Source organism: Bradyrhizobium sp. WBAH42, from assembly GCF_024585265.1.
Lineage (GTDB): Bacteria > Pseudomonadota > Alphaproteobacteria > Rhizobiales > Xanthobacteraceae > Bradyrhizobium.
The window spans coordinates 7,743,043-7,768,718 of sequence record NZ_CP036533.1 but is presented as its reverse complement, the minus strand read 5'-3'; the positions used below and the strand labels follow the sequence as shown (position 1 = coordinate 7,768,718).

17 protein-coding genes are annotated in these 25,676 nt (G+C 58.0%); 5 read left to right on the top strand and 12 right to left on the bottom strand.

Annotated elements, in window-relative coordinates; translation table 11 throughout:
* Window positions 1-9: 9 nt before the first annotated feature.
* Window positions 10-708 carry a hypothetical protein gene (locus tag DCG74_RS36425; RefSeq protein ID WP_172787547.1) on the bottom strand — a complete coding sequence of 233 codons (699 nt, stop codon included), beginning with the start codon at window positions 706-708 and terminating at the stop codon, window positions 10-12.
* 1,270 nt (window positions 709-1,978) lie between these two features.
* Between DCG74_RS36425 and DCG74_RS36420 the strand changes: the two genes are divergently transcribed.
* From DCG74_RS36420 to DCG74_RS36410, 3 genes are all read left to right on the top strand, one after another.
* Window positions 1,979-3,001, top strand: coding sequence for a site-specific integrase (locus DCG74_RS36420; protein WP_257187498.1), 1,023 nt, complete (start codon window positions 1,979-1,981; stop codon window positions 2,999-3,001).
* A 2,460-nt stretch (window positions 3,002-5,461) separates the two neighbouring features.
* Complete coding sequence (locus DCG74_RS36415) at window positions 5,462-5,716, top strand: hypothetical protein (RefSeq protein WP_172787545.1); 255 nt, start codon at window positions 5,462-5,464, stop codon at window positions 5,714-5,716.
* A gap of 50 nt (window positions 5,717-5,766) precedes the next feature.
* Window positions 5,767-6,549, top strand: coding sequence for a class II aldolase/adducin family protein (locus DCG74_RS36410; protein WP_172787544.1), 783 nt, complete (start codon window positions 5,767-5,769; stop codon window positions 6,547-6,549).
* Window positions 6,550-7,086: 537 nt separating this feature from the next.
* Here DCG74_RS36410 and DCG74_RS36405 read toward each other — a convergent pair.
* The 3 genes from DCG74_RS36405 to DCG74_RS36395 are packed head-to-tail and all read right to left on the bottom strand — an operon-like array spanning window position 7,087 to window position 10,441.
* Window positions 7,087-7,998, bottom strand: coding sequence for a plasmid partitioning protein RepB C-terminal domain-containing protein (locus DCG74_RS36405; protein WP_246708910.1), 912 nt, complete (start codon window positions 7,996-7,998; stop codon window positions 7,087-7,089).
* Window positions 7,995-8,879, bottom strand: coding sequence for a plasmid partitioning protein RepB C-terminal domain-containing protein (locus tag DCG74_RS36400; RefSeq protein WP_210268409.1), 885 nt, complete (start codon window positions 8,877-8,879; stop codon window positions 7,995-7,997). The genes DCG74_RS36405 and DCG74_RS36400 overlap by 4 nt, the downstream gene beginning before the upstream one ends.
* Window positions 8,876-10,441 carry a recombinase family protein gene (locus DCG74_RS36395; RefSeq protein ID WP_257187497.1) on the bottom strand — a complete coding sequence of 522 codons (1,566 nt, stop codon included), beginning with the start codon at window positions 10,439-10,441 and terminating at the stop codon, window positions 8,876-8,878. The genes DCG74_RS36400 and DCG74_RS36395 overlap by 4 nt, the downstream gene beginning before the upstream one ends.
* Window positions 10,442-10,521: 80 nt before the next feature.
* Here DCG74_RS36395 and DCG74_RS36390 point away from each other — a divergent pair, with 80 nt between their 5' ends.
* On the top strand, window positions 10,522-10,902 hold the full coding sequence (locus tag DCG74_RS36390; protein WP_172787543.1) for a hypothetical protein: 381 nt from the start codon (window positions 10,522-10,524) through the stop codon (window positions 10,900-10,902).
* Between the two features lie 239 nt (window positions 10,903-11,141).
* On the opposite strand, the gene DCG74_RS36385 is transcribed toward DCG74_RS36390, so the two are convergent.
* Entirely contained in the window at window positions 11,142-11,636 is a 495-nt protein-coding gene (locus DCG74_RS36385; RefSeq protein ID WP_172787542.1) for a hypothetical protein, read from the bottom strand.
* 40 nt (window positions 11,637-11,676) lie between these two features.
* Here DCG74_RS36385 and DCG74_RS36380 point away from each other — a divergent pair, with 40 nt between their 5' ends.
* Entirely contained in the window at window positions 11,677-11,865 is a 189-nt protein-coding gene (locus tag DCG74_RS36380; RefSeq protein ID WP_172787541.1) for a hypothetical protein, read from the top strand.
* Window positions 11,866-12,053: 188 nt separating this feature from the next.
* Here DCG74_RS36380 and DCG74_RS36375 read toward each other — a convergent pair whose 3' ends face one another.
* From DCG74_RS36375 to DCG74_RS36345, 7 genes are all read right to left on the bottom strand, one after another.
* Entirely contained in the window at window positions 12,054-12,539 is a 486-nt protein-coding gene (locus DCG74_RS36375; protein WP_172787540.1) for a hypothetical protein, read from the bottom strand.
* A gap of 104 nt (window positions 12,540-12,643) precedes the next feature.
* Entirely contained in the window at window positions 12,644-13,000 is a 357-nt protein-coding gene (locus tag DCG74_RS36370) for a hypothetical protein (RefSeq protein WP_172787539.1), read from the bottom strand.
* Between the two features lie 134 nt (window positions 13,001-13,134).
* Complete coding sequence (locus DCG74_RS36365; protein WP_172787538.1) at window positions 13,135-13,689, bottom strand: phospholipase D-like domain-containing protein; 555 nt, start codon at window positions 13,687-13,689, stop codon at window positions 13,135-13,137.
* Complete coding sequence (locus DCG74_RS36360; RefSeq protein ID WP_210268408.1) at window positions 13,682-15,937, bottom strand: hypothetical protein; 2,256 nt, start codon at window positions 15,935-15,937, stop codon at window positions 13,682-13,684. The genes DCG74_RS36365 and DCG74_RS36360 overlap by 8 nt, the downstream gene beginning before the upstream one ends.
* Window positions 15,937-20,313: a helicase-related protein gene (locus tag DCG74_RS36355; protein ID WP_257187496.1), complete on the bottom strand. Its 4,377-nt coding sequence runs from the start codon at window positions 20,311-20,313 to the stop codon at window positions 15,937-15,939. Before DCG74_RS36355 ends, DCG74_RS36360 begins: the two co-directional genes overlap by 1 nt.
* Window positions 20,300-23,065, bottom strand: coding sequence for a hypothetical protein (locus DCG74_RS36350; protein WP_172787537.1), 2,766 nt, complete (start codon window positions 23,063-23,065; stop codon window positions 20,300-20,302). Before DCG74_RS36350 ends, DCG74_RS36355 begins: the two co-directional genes overlap by 14 nt.
* Window positions 23,062-24,690 (bottom strand): class I SAM-dependent DNA methyltransferase, encoded by a 1,629-nt coding sequence (locus tag DCG74_RS36345; RefSeq protein ID WP_172787536.1) that lies wholly within the window; start codon window positions 24,688-24,690, stop codon window positions 23,062-23,064. Before DCG74_RS36345 ends, DCG74_RS36350 begins: the two co-directional genes overlap by 4 nt.
* Between the last annotated feature and the right edge of the window lie 986 nt (window positions 24,691-25,676).

Below are 25,676 nucleotides of genomic sequence, written 5' to 3'. Positions count from 1 at the left end.
CATGACACTTCAGTCCACCCAGTCCTCTTCGTCCTCCTCCTGCACGCTCGAGCCGCTCAAGGCGGTGATGTCTTGAAACTCGATGGTCGGTCGCTCTCCGGCTGGGACACGAACGAAACCAATGATTTTGATCGCGGTGCTGTCGGCGAGATCATCTAATTTCGCTCTGAGTTTTGGCGGCAGGGCAATCTGAACCTGCCTGTCAAACACGCGTTTTCTCTCTTTCCGGTGCCTTACGTCAGAATGATCCGCTTCGCCCTGCTCTGCAGTATTGGATCCGGGGGCGATAGGCGGTGATTTCCTGCGTGGGTCGTTGAGAGCCGCCAGCTGAGCAAGTTTCTGGATGCCGCCATGCTTCTGTAGGGCTTCAGGGATATTGTCGACCGAAACTCCCATTCGCTCGACTAGGTACCGAAGAGCGCGGGCCGCTTTTGAGGCCTTCTTGCGAGCCTCCTCCGACTTTGCGTCCGTGATGAAGATCATTGCGGCATAAACGACGTCCGATTTTTGTCCAACGCTCTTCAGAAACTGATCCTTGCGCTCGCGGTCAGCCTCGATGGCCAGCGCAATCTTCATTGCGTCCGCAAACATCTGGTACAGAGCTAGCCGGTAGCGCTGATCAACCCGCCGGTATTCCTCCTTGATATGGTCAAGGCGGTCTAGCAGTTCATCGTATGAGTGCGGTGTAGCGACCAGTTCTTGGGACATAGGCTCACGTCTCCTTACTTTGTGTAAGCAAAACGCCAGCCGGCACTTCGTCATTCGCGCAGCTTAGATGCTACTCGATTGATTGAATCCCAGATCGGAATCGCTTTTTGACGCGCCTCGCGCATGACTGCGCTGCCACGAATTCAGCAATAGGCGCATCAAAGGTCTAACATGGAGCCCGGTATTGGACCGGCACACCCTGCTTCGTCCGCTTTCCGACCATTGAGCAATTTCGATGCTAGGACGAGCCCGGCATCGGCTTTTTGTTTCTACAGGCCCTTCAATATGCTGTCAATCGCATTTTTATGTGTTATGGTCGGACATGAGAGCCCCCTTAACGCCTCGGCTTCTGACCGCACAGGAGTGTGCAATCCTGCTGCTGCGTCTGATTGAGCTTCGAAATCAGGAAGGTACGCCGACTAGCCGCGTACGTCTCTCTGATCTCACGTTGCGCCGATTATGGGGGCGGCATCGCCTGGATAGAGAATTCCTGGAGGAAGTTCAGGAGTGGTTGTTTCGAGGTGGATGGACAATTTTCTTTGCGGGCTCGACATATGCCGCCATCAAGACCTCAGCAGTGCTCAATTGGTCCCGCCTATCATCGAAGCGATTGTTTGAGGAAGTTGGCACGGACGACTTGAGGTTCATTCAAAATGGCGACTTTGATTTCGCCCAGCATGCGCGCTTGCTTGCAAGCGAAGCTGACATTTACGATAGCGACTGAGCGCGCGCGAGCTTCATAACTGCCGAGCTGATATCTATTGATCCCTGCTCGAACCTACCATATCTTACGAGTACACACGGTTATATCCGGTGTTACGCTAGTTCTCCTCCACTCAGTCTTCGGACGAGTCACGTGAAACAATCGCCGCTGGTACCGGCGACTGGCACGTCAAAATGGAGTCGAAATCTGCTGGTCGCGCACACAACGCGCGTCTTATGGACGAACGTTCGCCCGCCTCTGATGGTCGCGCATCACTTGGAAGTACTAGCGCGACTGTCTGGTTCTCAAACTCAACTACGACCCGGGACGTCAAGCCGGCGCCCGGCCCACAGCTTCCGCCGCGATTGCTGAGCAGGCAACAGGCTGCTGCCTACTGCAACCTATCGCCGAGCGCTTTCTCGGCTTGGGTGCGGTCTGGCAGGCTGCCTTCGCCCCTTGCCGGCACAACGCGCTGGGATCTGAAAGCTATCGACCTCGCATTGGACATCATGAGCGGCCTCCAGCCGCAACAGGAAACGTCTGCCTTGGATGAATGGAGAGCTAAACGTGCGCGTCGTTCTGAAAGGACTTCATAAAGTCAATGCCCGCCTCGCTACGGGTGAAGTCAAGACCTACTACTATGCTTGGCGTGGCGGACCACAAATCAAGGCTAAGCCCGGCACGCCGGAATTTGTTCGCGAATACCACGAGGCGTACGCGAGCGTCCGGCAGCCCCGCGCCGGCACGTTCATGACGATCATTGCGCAGTATAAAGCTGCGCCAGAGTTTACGGCGCTCGCTCAATCGACAAAGCGCGCCTATCTCGCTTACATCAAGCTGGTCGAGGATGAATTCGGTGACTTGCCAATCGCCGCACTCACCGACCGTAGAGTTCGCGGCGAGTTTAAGGGCTGGCGAGACAAGTTCGCCAACACGCCACGAAAGGCCGACTACGCCTGGACGACATTGGCGCGGCTTATGTCGTTCGCAAAGGACCGCGGCATCATTGCTACCAACCCATGCGAGCGAGGCGGCCGCCTCTATGCAGCCGACCGCAAAGATAAGATTTGGTCGGAGCAGGACATCGCTGCGGTCCTGTCGGTCGCCTCGGCGGAGATCCAACTCGCCTTGATACTGGCATTGTGGAGTGGCCAACGGCAGGGCGACCTATTGCGCCTGCCCTGGTCTGCGTACGAGAGCCCGTACATTCGGCTGCGTCAGTCGAAAGGCGGCCGGCGCGTCGCGATGCCGGCCGGCACGCCGTTGAGAGCCCTGCTCGACGCTACCGACCGTCGGGGACCGCTCATCCTGACGAACACACTGGGCCGGCCCTGGACGTCCGACGGCTTTCGCACGTCGTGGTCAAAGGCCTGCGAGCGCGCCGGCATCAGCGGTCTCACGTTTCACGACCTGCGCGGCACGGCCGTAGTGCGGTTGGCAATTGCCGGCGCCAGCGTGCCGCAGATCGCTGCGGTCACCGGCCACTCGTTGAAGGACGTCGAAGCCATTCTCGACGCGCATTACTTGGGTCGCGATATTCAGCTCGCCGAAGCTGCGGTGCTGAAGCTCGAAGCGAGAACAAATCTGTAAAATGACCTGTAAAACGAGGCCACCTTACCGCGTCATGTCTGCTGCTAAGTGCTTGATTTATATGGTGGGCGCACCAGGGCTCGAACCTGGGACCCGCTGATTAAGAGACAGCCCTGGATTGAGAACAATCAATGACTTACTGGTCGCACCGCTGGGTTTATCCGACTGAAAGTGGGCATTCGTCGCACGATCATGTTGATTGCACTGCCTGATATTCGAACACGCGCTACTCGGACTTTACGGGGTCAATTGCGACTACAAGGCCATCGATCGATAGGTTCAAATCGGGGAGGCGCAACCACCGATACCGACATTCGGTCCCAGTTGCGATCTGACTGAGGGATACCCTGCGTCCGGAACGTAAGTAGTAAACGAAAAGATCAATGAAAACAATGAAGTTTGCTCGCGATTGACCACCTTTATCGCCGTCCGTTCAAGAGGTTTCGGTGGTCAATCGGTGGTCAGCTCACCTGACGCGAGCCTTGATCTGGACCCGGCGGCTCTAACGAGGAGCGCTCCCTTCACACGGGAGAGGTCCAAGGTTCGATCCCTTGTGCGTCCACCATTGAAACCCCTTATTCTGTAGGGTTTTCTGCAAAATCCCGCGCGGTTCCAATGTGCATTTCGAGACGCTTTTGAGCGTCAAAACGCGAACGAATACGCCCAAAATCAGCCCAGTGATTGTTGTCGGTGTATGATCTGTTCTCCTTTCTTCGAGCACATCACATTGCCAAGGCGAACCATTTCTACGTGGTCATCGGGTGCTGTTGCGGCAGCATGCGGGCTCATCAGCGCAAGGGGCTGCTTGGCTTAGTCCCTTAGGGCGCATACGCCCGCCCCCGATTTTGGCGGGATGCCTCGAAAGCCATTGAAACTCCTCTCATGACTTCGCCCCGCACCCCGCCGTGGCGGGGTCCCCATCGGCGGTAGCGAAGGATAAGAGCGGTCTAGCCGAAGGAAGTGTCTTGTAACGGCACCTCGCCTCGAGAATGTGCGCAAGGCGCCGCTCGATAGGTTCGACGCGCGCTGCCGAGCGATGATGAAGGGGTTTCGGCGTTGTGTAGGGTACCCTACATCCAATGTAGGGTGTCCGGCCACCCTACACGCAAGAGATAGCACAGACGGATCAATGAGCTAAGCGGAGTCAATGTAGGGCATGTAGCGTTTGGCTGTAAAACGCCCTCTCAAATATATTTAGGGGCGAAGGGATCATCTAACCACCTTCTCATGTGTGCGTACTGCTTTAACCCTACATCCCTACATCACAACCAACTAAGATAATGAATACAAACAACAAACGATCGATGTAGGATCGAAACTGATCCTACATACTTCCTACATCCCTACATTTTGAGAAATCGACGGGGGCAAGCAAAAAAGAAAATCGAGATCGAAAATTGGCCCATTCGGCAATGCGCGACGAGTTTCCAACAGCGCCTCGGCTCATGTCAGCGAAATGCATCGAGCGCCCCGCTCCCAAATAGCAGGCTTCGAGCTAGAGCAAGTTCTCCGCGATATCAATCTCCACACCACAAAATCACAAACCGCATTAAGGGCCACACCAGCGCGATCTGCCACGCATGTTGGTCACGCTGATGCGCTCGCGGCGGTTATGCGTCGCGCGCCGTCGCGCTATTCGCAGGTCTCGCTCAAGAACATGTCTGAGACGCCGCGTCGTCGTGCCATCTCAGCCGATCCGGCGAGTATGATGCTCGACAAGGTGAGCTCGTGTAGGATCATCCTACATCGATGTAGCGTCGATTTGAATGCTACATAGAGCGAATACAGTAAGCGAGAGAATGCCTTAAGCGGGGCTCATGTAGGTCGTGCAGGTTTTTTTGATTTTTGCTCTCCCTGACCTATTTAGGATGCGGGACGGGGCAATAAGCAACCTTCTCATGTGTGCGTATAGCCCTTTCCCTACATCCCTACATGTTGAAGAGTTAAAGGTATGAAAAGCCAAAGCAAAACGTTGATGCAGCATTTCTGCCGATCCTTCACACTCGATACATCCCTACAGCAAGGAAGACCAGAGTGATGTTCCGCACTGGCCATGCCGCCAAGCATCTCCTCGATTCTGACAGACCAAAAAGACGGCTAAGCCTTACGGCGAATTCGTCACATAATGCCGAACCATCGGGTGGTTGAACGATAAAATCACCATCAGCCTTCCAACTATCGGAGGCTGCCAAGTCTGGCTCGCCTAGAATGCGGTATCCCGCCGATGGTTGACCGCATCAGATGGCCGCCATCCGCGACACGCCTACCGTGTATTGCGGGTGCCTGCTTCGTTACGCACTGTGATCGTGGGCCGATGTGCTCGCCGTCTTAGTTATTCCATCGGAACGCCGGTACGAGCAACTTCATCGATGCGTCCGGTCAATGTTTGAGGTCGGTTGGGAACAAATTCTCCCTCGCGGCTCCATCGCAAAGTGCTAGGCTTTAGGTTTCAAGGGGCACATGCGTCGTCGCGAGTTCATCACGCTTTTGGGCGCTGCGGCCCGTTTTCCGCTCGCCGCGCACGCGCAACAGCCGATGCCCGTTCAGACATCCCGCTTCATGGGTGGGAATTATGTTATGTTTCATCCGGCGACATGGGCCCTTACCGGCGTGCTGAAGACCTCTCGCGATTTGAAGAAGGATTGCGGCAAGCCGGGTTGCCCGAATGACCGTCGCAGCCAGTGTTCGCCCGTTTGGGACGAAGTGATCGAATGATTGCGACTTCCGCTTTATCGTTTGCACACTTCAGCAAGAAGGAGACCGCCATGAGCGTCGCTAACCCGAAAATCTCCCTCAGCGTCCGCGATCAAGTCAGCAAGGATGAGTGGGAAGTACGCGTCAACCTCGCTGCAGCCTACCGCCTCGTCGCGCTCTATGGCTGGGATGATCTCGTCTTTACCCACATCTCCGCTCGCGTGCCGGGACCCGAACACCATTTCCTCCTCAATCCATACGGCTGGATGTTCGAGGAAATTACCGCGTCTTCACTGGTGAAAGTTGATCTTGAAGGCGGCAAGGTGATGCCCTCGGAGTATGATATCAATCCCGCCGGCTTTACCATTCATAGCGCGGTGCACGCTGCGCGCCAGGACGCACTATGCGTGATGCACACTCATACGCCCAATGGTGTCGCGGTATCCGCGCAGAAGAACGGCCTGCTCCCAATTTCGCAACAGTCGTTAGCCGTGCTTTCTAGACTCGGCTATCACGACTACGAGGGCCTCGCGCTCAACGAGGATGAAAAACCGCGCCTCGTGCGCGATCTCGGCGACAAGAACTTCCTGATGCTGCGCAATCACGGCCTGCTCACAGCGGCCGCCTCGATCGCCGACGCATTCGCATTCATGTACTTTTTTGAAGCGAGCTGCATGATTCAGGTCCGCGCGCAATCCGGTGGCAGCGAGCTGATCCCTATCCCCCAGCCCGTTCTCGACGGCTTTCTGACGGCTGCGAATAAAGCCAGACGTGGGGCCGCCGGCCCCGGCGCACTGGCCTGGCCAGCACTCCTTCGCAAGCTGGATCGGCTGGACCCGTCATTTAGGGATTAGCTATTGCGTGTCGGTGGCCAGACGAAAGGCCATAGCCTCGGGTCTGGCCAAACCCTCGCCACTGAACCGATAGCCGGATCGGCTGCTGGTCGCACTTTTGCTACGTGGCTAATCGTCTGACGCCTGAGTTGCATCCGAAGCGGAGAGACAGAACAAAGCGTCCTCATGGGAACAACAACAAATCGCCGGACTAATTCGGCTTGCTGCGGTGTGTGAGTCCCAAAGTGGCCCTTAGCTGGCATCGCGAAGCCGGCAGCCGACGTCCGCTTCGCCGCAAACAACGAACCTGATAGGTGATGTCCGTTCGTGCATTGCTCTAAGCGTGATCAAGGTATCGATGGTCGGAGCGGGTCCCTCCTGGCCCCCTCCCCCGTACGGCCCAAGCGCGCCCCAAGAACTCTCCAGCGACAAAGTCCCGAAACTGGGTTGACACGGTTGACAAGTTGACAGGTTGGAGCCGCAATAGCGAAGCCTGATCAGCCTCCCGTGACCTTTAAGTACGCGGCCATTGCCGAACGCATTTCGCCTGAGCTGTGATTACCGCGCGGTCGACTTGGGCACGGGGTGATCGAGGGACGTGACCGAAACGATCGCCTTGAACTCTTCGAGTATCTCTGGGTGATTTTGATCAAGATAGCGCTCGACTTTCCGGTTCGCGATCAATTTCGATATGTAACCCGAGGCAATCACTAGATGCAGCACATCCTCGCCATAGGATGCTTCGACGGCCTTGAAGTCCTGCTGAAGCGCACTCATCTCGCGTTCCATGCGTGCCAATTGCTCAGGCGTCATGCCATCGATCCGTTTTGCCCTCTCGGGCTTCGCCAGATCAGCCTGCTTCGTCGCCGCGAGAAGCGCCCGCGCATAGCCCACGGTGAAGTTCGAGGCCGACAGCATCAGTTCCGCGACTTCGACCTGGCGCGTCGAACCCATTTTGCGCATGACATCGAAGGTCACCGTGCTGACCATCTTGTCTTTCAGCATCTCGATAACTTCGGGGCTTATGCCGTCCAGCATGGCGCGCCGCCGCTTGATGTGACCGATATTGACGTCAAGCGCTTTTGCCAGCTTTTCTTCCGAGACGCCTCGCGCAAGCGCCCGCACGATCATGAAATATTCCTGGATGGTCGCAAGATGATTGATGCGCTTGTTATAAGTGAAGGTCTCATCGTCATGCGCTAGAATGCAGCGCGCGCTCGTTTCGCCGCGATCCATGAGGGCCGCGCGGCGCCAGTGACCGTCGAGGAGGAGGTATTTCCCATTCTCGTCGGGGTGCTTCGACAGGACCAGCGGCTCGATCAATCCGACCTCGGCAATCGACTGGGCCACTCTCTTGTACCGGACAAGCCTTTTCGTCTCGTCGGAGACCTGCCTTAGCGGCAGGATCGCATCAAACGGGAGAACAATGATGTTTTGCTCAAAAGCTATCCGGACATCGGCCATGCTCATGACTGTCCTCCCGCCCCGGGGAGCCGCTCCGCAATGGGCCTCGGGAGCGTATGCAACTCCTCCGCCTGCAACAGTTTGACGAACGGGACCTCTGCCATAAGCATTCGCAGGGCGTTAATGGCGAAGAGCAGGCGGCTTTGGGCCAGGCCAGCCTTCTTGACGAGTAGTTTCTGCCGATCAGCCTCTTTCTTGTAAGCGCGCACAAGCGCGCTCGAGGTCACGCGCTTCGCCTGTTGCCGCGGCCCTGTTGGAGTCTTTGCCTTGCCGAGCAGGTTGCGTTGTTCGATGATCTTGCGGATTGCGAGGACCTGATTGCCGGGAATCGCATTGGCCTCATAGGCTTCGGCAAGCGCCTTTTGGACATCGCCCTCCTTGGCCTTTGCAATCTCCATGGCAATGGTGTGCGGAATAACCCCCCTATCTACAGCGGCCAGTAGTCGTTGCTCACCATTGTCCAACAGGGAGCAGATCGCATGGACATACTCGGTGCTGAAATCGATCTTGGCCGCAATCTGTCCGATCGAATAGCCGCGCTGCTTGAGATTGCCGATCTCGGAAACCAGCTCTAGCGGAGAATGGTGGCGCCGCGCGAGGTTTTCGACGAGGCCCATCACGAAGCAATCCTCTTCGGAGGCTTCGATGACAATCGCGGGTATTTCCGTTTGACCAAGAGCTATAAAGGCTTCCAGCCGCCCCTGACCACACACGAGATCAAATCCGTGACCATTGCGACGGCTAACCGTGATCGGCTTCTTGAGGCCAAGATGGGCAATGCTTGTCACAAGCTCGCCAAATATCCGCTTGTTACGCGATCGAGGGTTGATGACCCTGATGTCCGCTACAGGGACCTTAACAATTTCTGGCGCCGTTTCGTTGATCATGCGGCAACTCCCAGTTCGTTGCGCGCGCTAAGTCCAAAGAACGTGTCGAGATCGTCGAAGCGATAGGCGTCCAGGTAAATGCCATTCTCTTCCGCGAGCCTGAGCCGGTCGGCCGACATGTCGATACTGGGCAAGAGATAGTAGTCGAGTATCTCTTTGTTCTCTCCGTCCATGCGGATAGCGATGGTGATGTCGGGACGCAGACCGGTATCGAGCCTGAGCTTCCAGCGCAGAAAGCCGGCCGGAGTGTGCAGGCAGCGGGCAATTACGATCGAGGCCGTAAACTCGCCGTTGATGGTCAGAATGTCCGTTAGCTCATCGAACTCGACTGTTCCTCCAGCGTCGCGTATTCCCGCCATCGCCTTTTCAAGCACGTCCGGAAACATCGTCCGGAGAGCACGGTTGGTCTCGATATACTGGTAATCGCGTCCGGGATCGTATCCGACGAGTCGGTAGGCACGGATAAGGCTGCCGAACCGCGTTCGATACACGGAGCTTGAGGGCATTTCATCCATCTCGTCGATCACAAGACCGGAAAGGTGCCCTTTCTGCTTTAGAAGCGTTGTTAGCCGTTTCAGCATTTCGGCGTCCGTTAGCCGCTTACTGCGTTCCTCGACGATGCGCCTGGCGGCAAGGAAGAAGTCGCTGTCGATAACCGCATCGAACGCATGATCGGCGCGTATCCACATATCCGGCGGATTGATTACGCGCGCCTGCTTCAGCTTGAAAGAAACGCGATTATAAACGTTATTACCGACATACTTTTCGTTGGTAAGGATCTGGTGGATTGTCCCGCGGGTCCAGGGTCGGCCAAATTCGTTCGGAATACCCTCGAAATTGAGCATGGCGGCAATCTCAGCCTCGGATTTGAGCTGGAGGACGAAGCACCTGTAGATGCGCCGCACCAACTCGACTTCCTGCGGCGGTCCCGGCTTTAAAATGACCCGGTCGGTTTGCAGGCTTTTGTACTCGCCACGGCCAAGATCGGCCTTGGGCGTCCGATGCTCGTCGATCAGTTGCCGCTTGAGACCATATCCGGGGGTACCGCCCTGCCGGAATCCAAGACCGATCAGCCGGCACTGCCCGGCGAAGACTTTTGCCGAGAGTTCCCGACTATACTCGCCGGCCATCGCCCGCTTCATACTCTTTATTATGGTGGAGGACAGGCTTCCATCGTTCTCGAACTGCTCAGCGCAATACTGGACCCGGATGCCTGCTTCCTTGCAGGTGTATTCGTAGTAAGCGCTCTCATCCGCATCGGGAAAGCGACCCCAGCGGCTCACGTCATAGACCAGCACGACGCTGAAATCGGTCCGGCGGCTTCGAACATCGTCGATGAGCTGCTTCAGGGCATCGCGACCCTCGATGCGCAGGCCGCTGCGCCCTTCGTCGGCATAGGTGCGAACGATCGTGAAGCCGTGCCGGGTAGCGTAGGCTGCGATCGCCTCCTTCTGGTTCTCCGTCGAATATTTTTGATGGTCTGTGGACATGCGCACATATTGCGCCGCCCGTGCCGGGCCTTTGGGTGGCTCTTCGGCAATTGCTTGTCTTGCGCGTCTCACGGAAAGCTACTCGGTCATCGATCAACCTGAATTCGGGTCCAGCCTCGCGGATAGCTCAGCGTACCCAAGGGAGAGCTGGAATGTCGCTTCCAAAAAGGGACCGAAAATTTCAGTCCGTTTCACGAAACTCTCATCCTGACGGAGCGACAGATCTCGGAAGCGCCGAGTTTGCACGAGAGATTGCAGAGGCTCTTCACAAGGACTTTGGCGACACCCATGCCGCCATTAAGAGGGTCGTTGCTCTGACAAATGCCAACGAGCGCGCCGTGAAGAACTGGTTTTCGGCCAAGAATGGACCAACGGGACGGCACCTGGTCGATCTCGTACGCACCTCCGATGAGGTTCTCGAAGCCGTATTGCGCATGTCCGGCAGGAGCGACTTGATTCTGTCCAAAAAGCTCGGCGATTCCAAACAGACGCTGATCAAGATGCTCAACCTTATCGGCGAACTCCAAGGCTAGTTTGATCAAGTCGTTCTCTCCCTATAAACCCCAGGAAAGCGATACTGCTGCGGAGGACTACGCGATATTGCAGAACATTCCCAATAGACCGATGTCGACAGCCGACGAAGTCCGCTAGCCTGACTTCGGTTCTTGACGGAACGTCGATGAGCAGCATCAACCGCATCGAAAATCTCGTCCGCCTGACCCGGCAATGCGGGAGATTCGCTCCTCGTCGACGGTCCGATTGAGAGCCCATATCAATTGGCGCTCGCCGCGCCCTCGACCAGGTTCACGAATGACATAGGGTGATCCCCCTCGCCGCTTTTCGCAAACTCGACAACCTGCTCCCATTTGTCGAAGCCGAAGAAGTCGGGGACTGTGCTCTGCTTGCCTTCCTTCAGGTCCTGCACGCCGCGCAGCATGTTCATCAACTCATCCGTACCACCCACAAGATGAGGCTTCTTGCCTTTATCCAGGCACTCGATGATTGCGCCAATGGTGGAGGCGTTGGTTCGCGCCAGGATGGTCCGCGGCTCAACGCTCCCGACCCGGCTCTTAACAGCTGCGTTGCCTTTGAGCGGCCGCTTTTCGCCGAGAAGGAGCAAGAGCTTCGAGGCCCATTCCGCTATGGCAGGGCCGAAGCGGAACGAGGTGGTGAGGTAGGTCTCAGCCTGGGTCGCGATTTTTTCCATCGCGTTCACCGCACCGCGCCATTCGTAGATTTGCTGGTACTTGTCGCCCACATAGATCATCTGAGCCGGCTGCTTCCGCACCACGTCGAGCACAACGGGATTGTTAGGGAATAAGGGCGGCTCGCAGGACACCATACCGTTTGTCAAAGAGAACGTCGGCAAGAAAATCGAAATGTTCGCCGTCAAGGGAGCGAATGGCGCCGAGCTGCCTGGAGCGATTCGTCGTCATTCGTCGGCCCTTGATCTGGAAGCGCAGCCGTCGTCGGCGATGGCATCGACATTGGGATAGGAATTTCCTGCGCGAGTCCACCCAAACGCCGTACAGAACAGGTATTCCGCGAGATCGCCCGTCGGATTATTCGCAGTGCGCGTAATGCCTCGCGCGCGCAATTCATCGGCTATCTTCGCGTGAAGCATTAGCAATTCCTTGCTTGAGAGCTTGGATCATTCCTCCATGAGTGTCCTAGACGCCTCGGCTTAGAAGTATTGCTGCGGTTCCTGGAATGCCATCGACACATCGGGCAGCGCCTGCAGGATCATGTCGAGCACGGCCAGCGCGTCCGTCATCAAATCCTCGTCACGCTCACGGTTGGCCGGAAATAGTTTGTTGCCATGAAAGAGATTGTTGCGGACGCGCCATGTCGCACCGATCAAATCGGATGTTGTCCCTATGGGAGCGGGCTGCTCCCCGAATTCCACGCCACCGTCACCATTGACGATAAAGTGCTTTGGCGGGATCGCGATCAACGTTTCAGCCACGTGCGCAGCTTCAACAGCCTGAAAGAATCCGGCCCCGAGCCGGGCAACAAGGCGCGGGTGGCCGATCTGTGCAACCTCTCCCTCTGCCGTAAAACGAAGCAAGCGAAGCTGCTTCAGCGCAAATTCCATGCGAGCGAATGTCGCGAAGAACCGCAGCGTCAGCTCGGGCGATAGTCCGTTGAGGAGTTCTTCAGTCGTGAGCATCCAAATTCGCTTCCTTTAGCGGTTCAAGGAGTGCGCGGGAAGCGCGTTAGAAGCAGCGTCCGCGCGTTGCGCCGTCCTACCGCGTATCCGCGCCTCCGAGAACATCAGGTGCCTTGTCGGTGATCGTCCCACTTTGACTGAATTGTCATACCCTTGTTGATGGTATGGCCGGGGGCATTCATCACGACTGAGATATATACATCCGCCCCGGAATCTTTCTCCCAGCTCCCGCGCCCCTTGTCGGGGAAGTCCTGGGCATGGACCGACACGCTTACGCCGAACACACTGAGGTTGTTGAGTTCGCTTTCGAGGCGATCTGCGATCTTACTTGTGAACTGATGTTCCTGCGTTGGTGCGAAATAGTGCCGCGCGCAGGCCTGGGCAACGATCCCGTCGATGAGTTGTCCTACATGCCGATACGCTCGCTCGCGCCGTGCCCGGTCTTCGGCCTCCGTTGCCACGCATCCTCTCCTCTACCGTCGACGGTCACTTAAGTATCTCAACTGCGGCGTCGGGGGGCTCTTTGCCAAAATATTCGTAAGCCAGGACCGCTAATAGCCGAACCGCGCGATGTGCGCCCTACAATCCAGCACAACTAGAAGACATTCAGTAGCGCCTCAACAAGCACCGCAACTGGCGCGACCGCGTCACCTTCCATCAGGAACCCGCATTCAAGATTTTTCTCGCGCGAGCGATAAAGGAAGTTTGCCGATCCGACATAGGCCGCGGCACCGTCGGCAAGCACGACCTTGGCGTGAAATGTTTCGACGTAGGATTGGCCGTTTGGAAGCACGCCGGCAAGCGCATAGTCATGAACATTCGTCGCCGAACGTTGGAGCCGCTCTCCCTCCGCCCCGCATACGGTGAGCTGATCGGCTCCGCGGAGCACCAAGACCTTGCTGGGCGCGTCCGTGGCGTCGAACAGGTCGGCAGCCCAAGCTGCGCCCGAAGCGTCAATATAAGGTGTGATAATGACGAGCCGCTCCCGCGCACGGCGCGCGAGATGGAGAAACGCGTCTTTGGTGTCTGTGAGCGTCGTGAACGATGCCCCTGCCCTGCGTTGGAGCTGATCGCCTATGCGGCTCGGCTCTGGCGGCAACGTCACCACAAAGCGCGCACGGGCAGAGGGTGCGATAAGAGAGTCAGTCATGTAAGAGCACCGGATCAAAAAAGCCGACGAGTGGTGGGCTCCCTTGGGGTTCCCAGTTAGGGGCGGGTCCGCCTTTCAAAGCCGACCGCGACAGAAGTTGGTTGCCGCCGAGGCACGTTACCTCGGATACCATGATGCAAGCCGGGCATGCGCCGCCGCGCGTGTCACAGAGCGAGCCCGACCCACATCGCAACAGCCGTTGATCGAGTAAGCGGTAGAGGAAGTCGTGGGCATGGTTGCGCCACATCGCCGAGATATTCCCGAGATCTGGCGTCATGCCCTTGCGATAAACCACAAAGGCGAGATCGGCTGGGAAAAGATGTTCGCCGAGCCCGTCGCGATCCAGGCCGGAAATGTCAGCAAGCGCGTGCATGACCTGGTGCGCCAAGCTGTGAAGGAGAAGATAGACAAAGGCCGTGAGAGAGCGAGGCGCCTGCCCGCGCCCCTCCCGCTCCTTGAATTCGTCGAGGAACGGACCAAAGTCGGAGTAATGTTCGAGATAGATCGCACCAAGTGTCTTGTCCGCCTCGGCATCTGCGTCCTGCATTCCATTGGCAGCAAGCCAGCGCCTTACCCGGCGTTCATCGACCTTGAAGTACAGGGCCTCGTTGCGCTGCTGTGTCACATAGATGGGCCGACGGCCGTTTGGAAGCTCGGGAAAAGCATTTAGCCTGACCGGCATCGGGACGCTTCGCCCGTTAAACTCGCGATAGTAGATCGGGGTCGAGGACACGCGGGTGAAACCAAAGCTGAATTCGCAAATCGGCAAGCCCCGGATCAGCACGATTTGGTCGAGTCCAGTACGCCTCAGGAGGCTCCCTGTCGTGTTTTGATACTGAGCCAGGCGGACCGGGTCGCCGACGGCATCGCAAATCAGGCGATCAGGCTCCATCACATCGATGGATTCATGCTGGGCACGGCGTTCATGGATGTGCTCCGCGACGAACCGGTCGTGCTCGATGGTCAGCCGGATCGGATCAAACCGGCGAGCCCAATCGCCCCGCTGAACCACAGCCGCAGCAAGAGCCGCGCTTTGCACGTGCCCCCGTTCGACAACTTGGGAAGCAAACCATGCCTCCCGGATCATGTTGGCTTCACGCTGTAGGCCATCGGCGCGATCCGTTTGTCCGCGCACTGCCGCCCGCTCGGCCATTTCACAATGATCGTTGTAGTCATCCCACTCGGCAGCACGGCCAGCCGAGGCCAGCGCAGCACGAATTTCATCGTCTGACGGCGAAGCGAAGGGGATACGATGGATTTCCGCCAGGCGCTGCAACAGATCGGGTTGGCGCTGGGGGAGCAAAAGTTCAACGACGCGGCGATCCCGGAACTCGATGAATGTGCCCTTTTGGGGATAGAAAGCTGAGTTTGCACGGTAGGAAACCGGCAGCATATTAACTTCGATGCGCTCGAAATTCCTCCCGGTATTCGCCCGCTCACGTTCCAGGATTTCGAGCGTTAGAGGGTCCGGCTGCTTCAAATCGCGCGGCGATTTGCAGCTGTCACAGATAAAGCGCCAATCCGAAAAGACGGGGGCTTGATTGCTCAGCGTGAATTCTTGCCCGCCGCACGTGCATGTGGTGAGCCGTGTCACGTAGCGGCGATTGGCATCATAATTGTTACGGTACGGGCTTAGTGGTTCAAGGTGCCCTGACCAATGCACATAGACGACGTCAACCTGCGTCCACCGCGCTTCATGGTCGCCGCAACGGGCAGGCAACGGATGGCGCGCTTGGTCGGCAATCGTGTCGTATTGGCGGATGCGCCCGCAGACCCCGCACCGGTATACGAGCGGATATGGGACGTAGCCCATGGTGCCGGGATCACAGAGCTGGAAGATGCGCCCCCAATCCCGGTCTACGATTTGAGAATTACGGTCGTAGAAAACGTCGTCGAGAATGAGCTCAATCGGAACAGTGACTGGCGCCCTCAAGCCGGAACCACGCGCGAACCATGTCGATGCGATCTCCTTCATACCGTCGAAGATCAGGAGGCGCGTGGCGTCGGAAACCTGCGCCTCGCCGCGATCGATGGGCACCGATCGGCAAATTCCCTTCGCTCCTTCCCACGTGAAGAGCACCCCGGGGGCGTAAGTCGTCGCAAGTTGTGTGCGTGAACGGAACATCACCGGCGGGCGCTGCCGGCGTTCGGCCTCGGTGTCGTCCTGATGCGGCCGAGCTCCTGCGCCTTGCCGCCGATTGCGCCAGTTTTCTCGACGATTTCCCTGATTTGTGTCGTCGTTTGTCATCAGGGTGCCCTCGCCTGCGCATCGACGTCCGTCTCGGCAACGCTTCCCCGCTGTTGACGGATGGCACGCATAACCCGGACCAAGTCATCTTGATCGATCGTTCGCCGCCCCTGCGTTACGCGGGCATCGAAGCCCGCAGCGGCAATCATTCCGGCCTCATCGACATCGCGCAAAGAGGTCATCGGCGGCTTGAAGGGAGCGGCAGAGTCTTCCCAATATTCGTACAGACGGAGCGTGGTGTCGAAATTCCGAACGCTGGCAGTGAAGCGGTAGACTTCCTGTTCCACGAGCGAGCGGTACAGCTCAGAGTAGATCGGCCTGCCAAGACCATCCGATCCCCGGCCCTGGAAACCGATGGCGCGCAAGACGAAGTCGCCAAGTTCTGCGGTGAACCCGGCCGGGTCTCGGCGGATGAGGGCCCGGATTGGGCTGATTGTTTCGAAGCAATCGGTACCTGCTTTCGCTGAGTCCGCTGCACGGACAAAGGATTGGTTCTCTCGCATGATTGCCCATGTCTGGACCAGCGACGCCAGCACTCGCCGAATTGCATTCTCGGCCCATCGCTCGACAGCGGGAGGCGCAATCATTCGTTCAAGGAAGCGATGGAAGATGTCGTGGGTTTCGACGACATAGCGGTCGCGCCTGCTTTGCGGGGTGGGGACAAGCATGACGAAACCAACATGCGTTCTGCCAACGCGGCTCGATGCCTGGATGTATTCGGCGATATCGGAAGGAAGGCCCGCAAAGAACATGCTATTGAAGCGATCGACGTCAACACCGTGGCTGATCGCGGACGTCGCAACGATGCTCCGAAGCTGACCGGCAAGGGGCGGATAAGGGGCACCGGGATGGCCAGCTTCAGCCTCCACCATGATTTCTTGAATTTCCTTCATATCGATACCACCCGAGATGAGGCGGCTCACGAACCCATCGAGCGGCTGATGACGCGTGCGATGACGCAGGCGAACGGCAGAGTCGAGGGCGTCCATGACTTGGTCGCCACCCTTCTTGTTGGTGACGTAAGCCAAGGCAATGCGGTGAAGATCGATAAGCGCGAAAATCTCGTTCGAGCGCCCGTCCTGCATCGCGCGTCGGATTGCATCGCGCCGCCAACCGCTTCCTTCGTCGTCCCCTTGCTGGTCAGCCAGCGCGTCCGCCGTGGCGGCCCGGGTTGCAGGCGCGAGCAAACCTTGCCAGACGTCCGTGATGATCGAATGAAACGCGCTCAGGACGGCGACCGCGGTTACAGTGTGCGTGGCGTCGTTCGTCATGAGCGAAACGAACAGTCGCATCCATGGTGAGGTACGTTCCGGGACCTCGTAAAGTGGCAAGCTGCGCTCCAGCTCAACGCGCGCTGGGTTTTCGCGAGGGGCTGGGGCAGGCTCGGCAAAAAACGATCGATAGATATCGGGACCTGGACAGGGAAAGCGCAGCGGAGCCCGTTGATAGAGCACTTCAAGTTGCCGCTCCGGATTAGAGATTGTCGCCGTGGCCGCGATAATTTTGGGAGTGCGCGGACCACCGGCCCTCCCCCCAATCCAGATGCGGGAAACGTGCAACCTGTCGCCAGCTAGTTGCGCGATCTCAGCAAATACCCCGTCGAGAAGGCTGTCAAAAAGCCCGCTAAACGTCCCAAGGCTTTCCTCAAGGAGATGTGCTTCGTCTTGAATAATCAGCGAGGGAAATGGATCGAAAAACACCGTTTGCCCGTGGTCAAATGCGGGAGCGACCGGCTCATATCCATCACCCGAGAGCCATGCAGCAATATCGCCTTCGTTCGGTGGTGACGAGAGATGACCTGTGGGACCAACACCACGCGCCAGGCCGAACATTCCGATGAGCTGGCGGATGGTCGTGGTGCGCTGTCCAAGCATCGCGAGCTTATCGATCGTCCCGAGCACGATCGAAGGAGCCCGTGCATAGATTGTGTCGTCCGTCAGCAGAAAGGGGAGCGGCGTTCGGCTCGGATGGGCACGATTGAAGGAGCACCGATCATTGAAGCAGACAATGCCAAGCCGGCGCGCCGTCGGTCCCTCAGCTTCAAAGCGCCGCAAGCCGGTCGCAGCACCGCAACATGGGCATTGGGGCACCTTGTTGTAGGCGGCGCGGAATTCGCGGTAGCGCTCGGCTGCACGGCGTGCATCGGCGTCGGCCCCGTCAGCGCCTTCCTCAAGGTTTCGGTCATCCGGATGGTCAGCATCGTCTGCCCGAGGCACGATAGCCGGAACATAGGAATAGCGGTTGGGCGTATTGTTGCCACCAACCCAAAAGCCTATCTCAAACGGCCAGCCACCGACGCGCCGATCGATACGAACTAGTTCGGCAGCAGTCACAAGACGCAAGAGCCGCTGCCCCTGCTGGAGCGTCAGCAAACGCAATGGATAGCGGATCATCGCGGTGACGCCGCGCGTTTTCCCGCGCAGGCGATCGAGGAACATTGAGAAAATCAAGGTTCCATAGAATGCCTCTGATTTTCCACCGCCGGTTGGGAAGTAAAGAAGGCTTGCCGCCGCTTCATCCAAGAGAGGATCAAACCAGTCGCGATATTCTTCCATGCGGGACGCAAAGGTCGGTACATGGGCAAGGATGAAGGCGAGTTGGAAAAGCCTCCACCCACGTTGTGGATCTCCGCGATCGCGATTGAGGAAGCTCTGATTGGTTAGAAGCCAGGCGCGATAGGGCGCAGCGCGGAGTTCCAAAGACGCCCGTTGGTGCTCGCTCGCTGACGCCAACGCTCGGTAAGCCTCTTGCGATTGGCTCAGCAATCGAATTCCGCGCTCGATGTAACCTGCTTCCCGTCGTTGGTCGCCCAAATCGCGCTGTAAGCGTTGGCTTTCAATGTCAGCTTCCGCTGGATTCAGGCCCTCTCGCACGGCGCTCCTCAGCCTCGCCTCTTCGCTGCCGATCCAGTCGACGTACGCTTGCGGAATAGAAAGGAGATCAAGGACGGCGCGCGTTTCCGAGGCTAACTCGGCGAAGGCCACGGGAGCGTCTGGCGCTCGCGGCACAATCCGTGGCTGGACAAACCGGGGGGACCATGTCGTCCGCAGGGTAAGAACGTCTCCCGCTTGCCGACTTGTGACGCCGCAATTCAACCCGATTGCGGCATAGTGCATAAAATGCCTGAAGCGATAGGATGGCTCGACGCGATCAAGGCGCAACGGTCGATGCACGCCTGCCGGGAGGGTTACGGCGAGCTCCGTCCTAAAAATGACTTCGCAGTGCGTAAACGCGTCTCGCCGTGAAAGCTCGGGCGACCCATTGTCGAGCATGACCCGCACGGCTACCCGCGTGGCATCAACGAAATCCGGCGTCCGGTCGAGCTGGAGGGCCACGCCGGCAATCGCCGGTAGTAAATCAGGCAGCGAAGGAGGCGTTTGGGCAACGCGCTGCCTGTATCCATTCCAGGCGGCTTCCGAAATCACGTCTTGGGGCTGAACGCGTACGTCCCGCCAAACCTGTTGCAATCCCTCTGCCGAATTCACCCAAGCAGCGACTTGTTGGAGCGCACTGTCGCGCATCGCTCTGGAGTATTCGGAAACGCGAGCGGCAAGCTCCAATCCTTCGGCATCAATCTGCCAGACGAACGGCGCAAATGTGAGGTCAATTCTTCGCCATTTAGCGGGCGCGGGCACCGGTTCTAAAAGGCCAAACGGCACCGAACGCCCGCGCTGCAGCAGCCGCCCGATGCGAAGCTGGGCGGCATGGTCGTCTTGGCCGTCCGCGGCGGCCTGACCGTCAGCCTGAGGCCCGGGGTTCGGTCCCTGGTCTCCGTCCTCTGCATTTGGATTCAGCAGCTGTTCGTCGCCTTGTTGAAACTCGATGCCCTGCTCATGATACGCCTGACGGCGAACCTCTTCGAGGATCGCCTGCCGTTCCTGGCGAATGCGCTGGCGCTGCTCGGGATTGAGGTTAGGCCAGTCAGGCGTCGCCACGCGGGCAGCGGCAAACCGCTCGCCGCGAAGCTGACGGAACCGCGTGTCGACGGCGGCCTGAACAGCGGCGCGGAGCTTAAAATCAACATCGAGGCTCAAGGCTTCGTCGGCGAGTTCGGCCCAGTCGGGAAGGACGCGGACGTAAAGCGAGAAAGAGGGAGTGATCGTCGATTGGCCGGCTGCATTCGCCGCAATATGGAAATCCATGCCAGAAGCGGCGATCCGAATGTCGGAGGTCTCGTCGTCCTGGCCTGTGGGGTCGAAACGCGGCAGCAATTGGCCGGACACAATCGAACGGCGCGGAGTCCTGCCAAAAAGAACACGCCCTTCGGCGTCGCTGCCTGAGACCCGCGCGATTGTCATGTTGACGAGCGCGTTGCAAACGCCTTCCTTGAGCTCTTGCGAAACCGCCGACAGTTGCGCTGCACTAAGCCCGTTCACCTTGACCTCGCTCTTCGGTTTTCTCCTGCACCACGCCCACAAAATCTTCAGCCGCCGCTTTTAGCCTGCGGATATCCCGCGCGCGTTCCGGATTGCTGGATTGGGCCGCATAGTTGTCGATCAAGATCGTTCTGTACGCATCATGGAAACTGATCGCCGCACGCAAGCGGCTTGCGCGCTGGGCGATGACAGCCCACGTCCAAAACCGTGCCGCGATGGACTCGGTGACGCCCAATGCCCGCATGAAAGCCATAAAGGTCGGTCGCTCTCGCGGCGCATGCGGCACCACGTCGTGCAACGGAACGTCAAGTTGGTCGCGCAGATTGATCCAATAGCTCGCGCGCTGCACGGTCACGGCAGGGATATTCATAGCCGCGACGAGCACCGCAAGCTTGGCCGCATCAGACGCTCCGCTCAGCCGCGAAAAGCGCTCCAAAACAAGCTGATGATAGTCCCGTATCTCTTCGGCTGCCCGCACCGTGATGTTGAGCAACGGCCGGGCCATTTCAAGGAACGCGTCACCGATGACGCAGATGCGGTCTCCTGCCTCAACGTCTTTGGCTTCGCTCTCCGTGAAAATGGGTACTGCTCGGGAGCGATCAAGGAGAATCAGTTTTGTACCAGGGCGCGCAATGACGATCTGGTCGCCCGAAAGCCTGAACCGAATGGTCGGCTGATTAGGGCGTACCGTGCCGGCAAGGTTGACGACACTGCTCGCAGGAAATTCGACATCGTCTTCTTCGTGATCGGCATGGGTATCCATAGTGCCGGAGGCACGATGCACAGCAGCACCGGCCTTCTCTGCAAATCCCGAGACCCGTTTATGGATTGCCGACAGTTGCGGGTATGCCAAGAGCCGAGCGGCATCGCGTGCAGCGCTGGCGAGCGTGTCGCTGTCAGCGAGGATAATCAGGCTCTCCGGCAACCAAGGTCGCGCTAGGAGGGATAGTATCTGCCCCCGCGTAGGTGCGACGCAGATGAGCGTCTTGATTTGATTGCGCTCCGGCGACGGCAACTTCGCGAGGTCATTCAAGGTTTCCTTGTCGAGAAGGAGAAGCATGTTCTTCTCGATCCGGGCTTCGATTTGTTCACCGATTTCCGCATCCTTGCGAAGAACGTAGGAAGCAAAATCGCTCAGCATGTCATTGCGGAAGAGAAGCGCCGTTCGTGAACTTGCGCGCACAAACTTCTTGACGACGTCCTGCAGCAGCGGCGCCATCGGTGTTAAGAGCGCAGTATTGCCCCAGACGCGCTCAACACTCCTGCAAAGCTCCGTGCGCGCCGCATTGTTATGCTGCGCCCATGCCCCGACGCTGGCTCTAATTTCTGCAATAGCGCTACCAACCCGGTATGAAGCCAAGAGATCAGCCGCCGCCAAGCTGCCTGCCTCCCGCTCAACATACGCGGAGAAATCACTCCGTGAGCCCGGCAAGGATGCGCAGCGTCGAAGGATACCGCCAAGGCGATACAACAGCTCGCTGGCGAGTCCATCGCCGAGATCCTTGGCTGCGCGCGCCTCGGCGCGGATGCTCTTCAGAAGGCTCTCAACATCGCCAGAAAAGCCAATTGCATCCTGTCTTGAAACTACGGAGTACGTGGCCGGAGGTGGAGACGCGGCGACAATCAGGTCCGAGGCTTGTCCGAAAATAATGTCGGACGACACAGGCTTTGATCTGCCTTTGCCTGCGGCATCGCCGCGCAAGGTTTGAAACCGCAGTCTGTCAAAGGTCCAAAGGTCATCCGTGAGCGCCAGCACGGCAACGCTTCCAACATGGCGTTCAAGTTCGGCAAGGAACACCTGGACCCGGCTCTCCCAGTCGCGCCCTAACCGGTTGCGCCCTGTCTGGGAGAGATCGAGCAATACAATATCGAGCTTTCTTCGTAGCGCCTTTAACGAGGCAGAAACATTGTCGGTGCCTCTCATGCCAAAGAGATAAAATCGTGCGGTTGCAGCATCGTCAGCTTGGCCTGATCGGCTGATATCGCGCAAGTCAGTCTTGGACTTTACCCGCCAGAGAAGAGGCTTCCGGCCGTCGCCCCCCGAACAGGGACCGGAAGGAAGCATTTCGTCCAGGCACGGGTGTTGAAATTCGTCGTAAGTGTTTCCGTCCAGTGCTTTGCCGGTCAGCGTTTTTGCGCGCGCAACCGCCTTGTGGTAGTCGGCCAGCGCTGGGTCTTCCCCTTGGCGCGTTGTCCTGACTTGATGCTGGATGTGCAAGCGGCCTACCGCCTCCTTGTCTACGTATATCCTTCGAAGGGGACGGTGGACGCTGGTGGCGTAGGGGTAAATGAGGGCCCGCATTCCCAAGGGTGGGCCTCGGGCATCGAGCGCATCGTGCTTGATCAATGGCGTCGCAGCGTTGTCCGCAAGCGTCATGAAAGCGGCGATGGCCGCCGGGCTGACCTCGAATTCGGGCCAACACAAGACCGGCTCGCGCGCCTTCTCCTCAATGCAGCGCACTGCGATTTCGACGAGGCGTTGGTATGGCTCGCTGATCGAAAGCCGTACTGTCTCACCGGCGCGGGAGAACGGGATACTTGCAAGAGCCGCGCGATATGCGGCTGATGACCGTACGGGCCGCGCGGCAATAGCTGCGCGCTCAGCTTCGGATTTGGCAGCCTGTTCTGCCAACTGGCGCGAGCGAGCCTCAAGCTGTTGTTTGCGTGCTGAAGCAGCTTGCTCCGCGCGCTCACGATGTGACGGATGCGGCACATGGGGATCGCGTTTCGGATCAAACCGGCCATTCTTCATGCGGTGAGCTTCTTCTTTGCAGGAAGTCCCCTTGCATATGCTCGTTCAACCGCCGCCTCACTCAAGCCAAGCGCATCAACCGCCTCTGCCAGAGCTTCCGGCGTGGGCAAATCCAAGCCGCGAAGCAAATTCGCGGAAATGCTCGCAGTGCCGGAAAGCTGACGGTAACGTGTGTCGACCGCAGCCGAATTCAGGAGGAAGCAGAGCGCGTTGAGCGTCGCAACGTTCGGGCCCGTTATGACAAGCGTATGATTCTCGGTGACGAAGCCACCCCACTTCTTTATGACGCTCGGCGAAACGCGGGCTGCAATGAGGCGACGCGACTGGGCGCTATTGGTTGTTCTTTGAAGGACGATCGCATTTGTCCTCACGATTCCCGAAGACTCTTCATCGAACCGTACGAAGTCGATGCCATTGCCGCGTTTCGCCTTGGGAAAGCAAAATGCGCCCGGCCGGATGTTGCGCGCCCACACCAATGGCATGTCGAGCTTCGCGCTTCGTCGCTTCGACATGCGCTCAAGTTCGCGGTTCCAGACGAAGTAGCCCACGCGCAAAACAGCGCCATAGTCGGCTAGCGTCGCGCCACCAATTGCCAGTCCGGGCTGCTTGCCCGCCGACATCCAGGCATCCTCGGAGTTCGCAGGCAACGTTGTCGCGAAGGTCGATCGAAATGGTCCGAAGCCTGTTACATTGCCAAAGGAAACGGCACGCTCGGCGCGATGTTCGGTACCAACGCGGGCCAAGACGATTGACACGTCCTGCGTAACGTCAACGAACACATCGTTGCGCGTCGTCACGGAGCCCAGGGTCAGTATTTCTCCCTTTTCCCGCATGTAGCTGCGCAATTTTCCATAGAGCGGCCCGGCCATAAAGCTGGATGGAAGAACGAGCGCGACCAAGCCGCCGGGCTTAGCCAGACGAAAGCAGCGCTCCGCGAACAGGGCATACTTATTTATATGCCCGGGATGACACACGTCACGCCACGCGTCGCCGCGCAGCGCGTCCGCCGAGATCCGCCCGTAAGGCGGATTCGCAATGACCAGATTGTACGTTGCAGTGTGCCGAGCTTTTAGCGCGTCGCGGACCTCCACCACCGACCCAGTGGCAATGACGCCGTCGGCGCGGTCGGCGATGAGGGCCTCCGAGAGGCGCGCGAGCCCTCGATCAATCTCGATCCCATGTAACCGACGCAAAATGTCTTTTGGTGACGCTCCAAGCTCGCGCATTTCGCCAGCCAGCGTCGACAGGAAGGCGGCGCCCCCGGCCGCTGGATCAATTGCCGTATGCCGGAGCGGATCGAACCCTTGCTCGCGGACGAGGCGGATGAGCGCTTTCGAAAGATTGGGCGGCGTAAAATATGCTGCCTGCGCACGCCGCACGGCTGGCGAGAGCAGCAACGTATAAAAAGTACCGACCCAATAGTGCTTCTGATCGACGCCGAGCTTGGATAGACGCGAAGCAAACTCGGACAGCCCACCCTCAACCGGCTCACCCGCCAGCAAGCCGAGACAAATTCGAACGCGCCTGATCGGTGTGAGCTCGTTCGTGTGAATAATTTCCAGTGCGCCCTTTCGAGCCAATACGAGCAGCTCTCGGGCGTGAATGATTTTTCTTTCGACCCCCACGCCTCCCCCTGACGTGCCTAGTAGAAATGCTTAAACCAACGGCGCACTTCCCATATTAGAAGTGGTAGGCATGCTACCCTGCAATTTAGATCAACGAAACAAGAGTCAACCGCCGGGGCGAAAAACTTGAGGATTACCGGCCTGTAGGACCAAATCCTTGAATCCGCATGGCCTCACGGGACACCAGCTAGAACGCCGCGCCGAATGGCAACAACGCGAGCGTTGAGCGAGCCTGCGTCGATACCTAACTGAGTAAGCAGCTCCCACTGATGCTAACTCATTTATCGTCACGCTCGGCGGAAAGGCCAAGACAGGTTTGGGCGAAGCGGGATCTCGGCGCATGCTCATGCGCAACAAGCGAGCGCTCGATCTTACGTATAGACACGGAGTCATCACGGCTTATTGTCGCCCAGAGTTTCGCGGCCCGGAGCGCTGGCAATTCCTAGGGTATCGCGAACCTCCGTGAGAGGCCAAACGTGGTACCCCGCTGCAACTAGGGCCATTTTCGAATGCGGAGAGTGACTCCCTCTGGAGACGAATTTGGGGACCGAAGTGGGATTCGAACCGGCGGTACGACATCGGCATCGCCGTGGCGACTCGGTGGCGATTCCGGATATACAAAAAGCCGCCCCGAGGAGCGGCCTTTTGATCTTCTGCTGTTATTACAGCATCTTATTTAGTTGCGGGGATAGGATTTGAACCTATGACCTTCAGGTTATGAGACAAACAGCCTTCGAGCATCTAGTTGATTTACCAATATAATTTTAACAAAATGTGTGTATGTGTAAGAGACTGTGTAAAAATTTACGCTTTTTCAATGGTTTGTCTTACCATCATACCGCTCAATGATGAGGCAGGAGAAAGGACGTCTTTTTCGTTTGCACAGGAGTGGGCAAACGATAATGCATTCGGCTTTTAGAAATGAAGCCCACGGCCACTTTTGGCGCCATGTTTGGCTCCGACCGATCGTTCGGACGCAGTAGTGC

Coding starts and splice junctions, on each gene's coding strand:
- DCG74_RS36360 (WP_210268408.1), bottom strand. CDS start 15,937: ATGACAAACGACGACACAAATCAGGGAAATCGTCGAGAAAACTGGCGC.
- DCG74_RS36350 (WP_172787537.1), bottom strand. CDS start 23,065: ATGAAGAATGGCCGGTTTGATCCGAAACGCGATCCCCATGTGCCGCAT.
- DCG74_RS36425 (WP_172787547.1), bottom strand. CDS start 708: ATGTCCCAAGAACTGGTCGCTACACCGCACTCATACGATGAACTGCTA.
- DCG74_RS36365 (WP_172787538.1), bottom strand. CDS start 13,689: ATGACTGACTCTCTTATCGCACCCTCTGCCCGTGCGCGCTTTGTGGTG.
- DCG74_RS36390 (WP_172787543.1), top strand. CDS start 10,522: ATGTCGCTTCCAAAAAGGGACCGAAAATTTCAGTCCGTTTCACGAAAC.
- DCG74_RS36375 (WP_172787540.1), bottom strand. CDS start 12,539: ATGCTCACGACTGAAGAACTCCTCAACGGACTATCGCCCGAGCTGACG.
- DCG74_RS36410 (WP_172787544.1), top strand. CDS start 5,767: ATGAGCGTCGCTAACCCGAAAATCTCCCTCAGCGTCCGCGATCAAGTC.
- DCG74_RS36400 (WP_210268409.1), bottom strand. CDS start 8,879: ATGATCAACGAAACGGCGCCAGAAATTGTTAAGGTCCCTGTAGCGGAC.
- DCG74_RS36405 (WP_246708910.1), bottom strand. CDS start 7,998: ATGAGCATGGCCGATGTCCGGATAGCTTTTGAGCAAAACATCATTGTT.
- DCG74_RS36385 (WP_172787542.1), bottom strand. CDS start 11,636: ATGATCTATGTGGGCGACAAGTACCAGCAAATCTACGAATGGCGCGGT.
- DCG74_RS36415 (WP_172787545.1), top strand. CDS start 5,462: ATGCGTCGTCGCGAGTTCATCACGCTTTTGGGCGCTGCGGCCCGTTTT.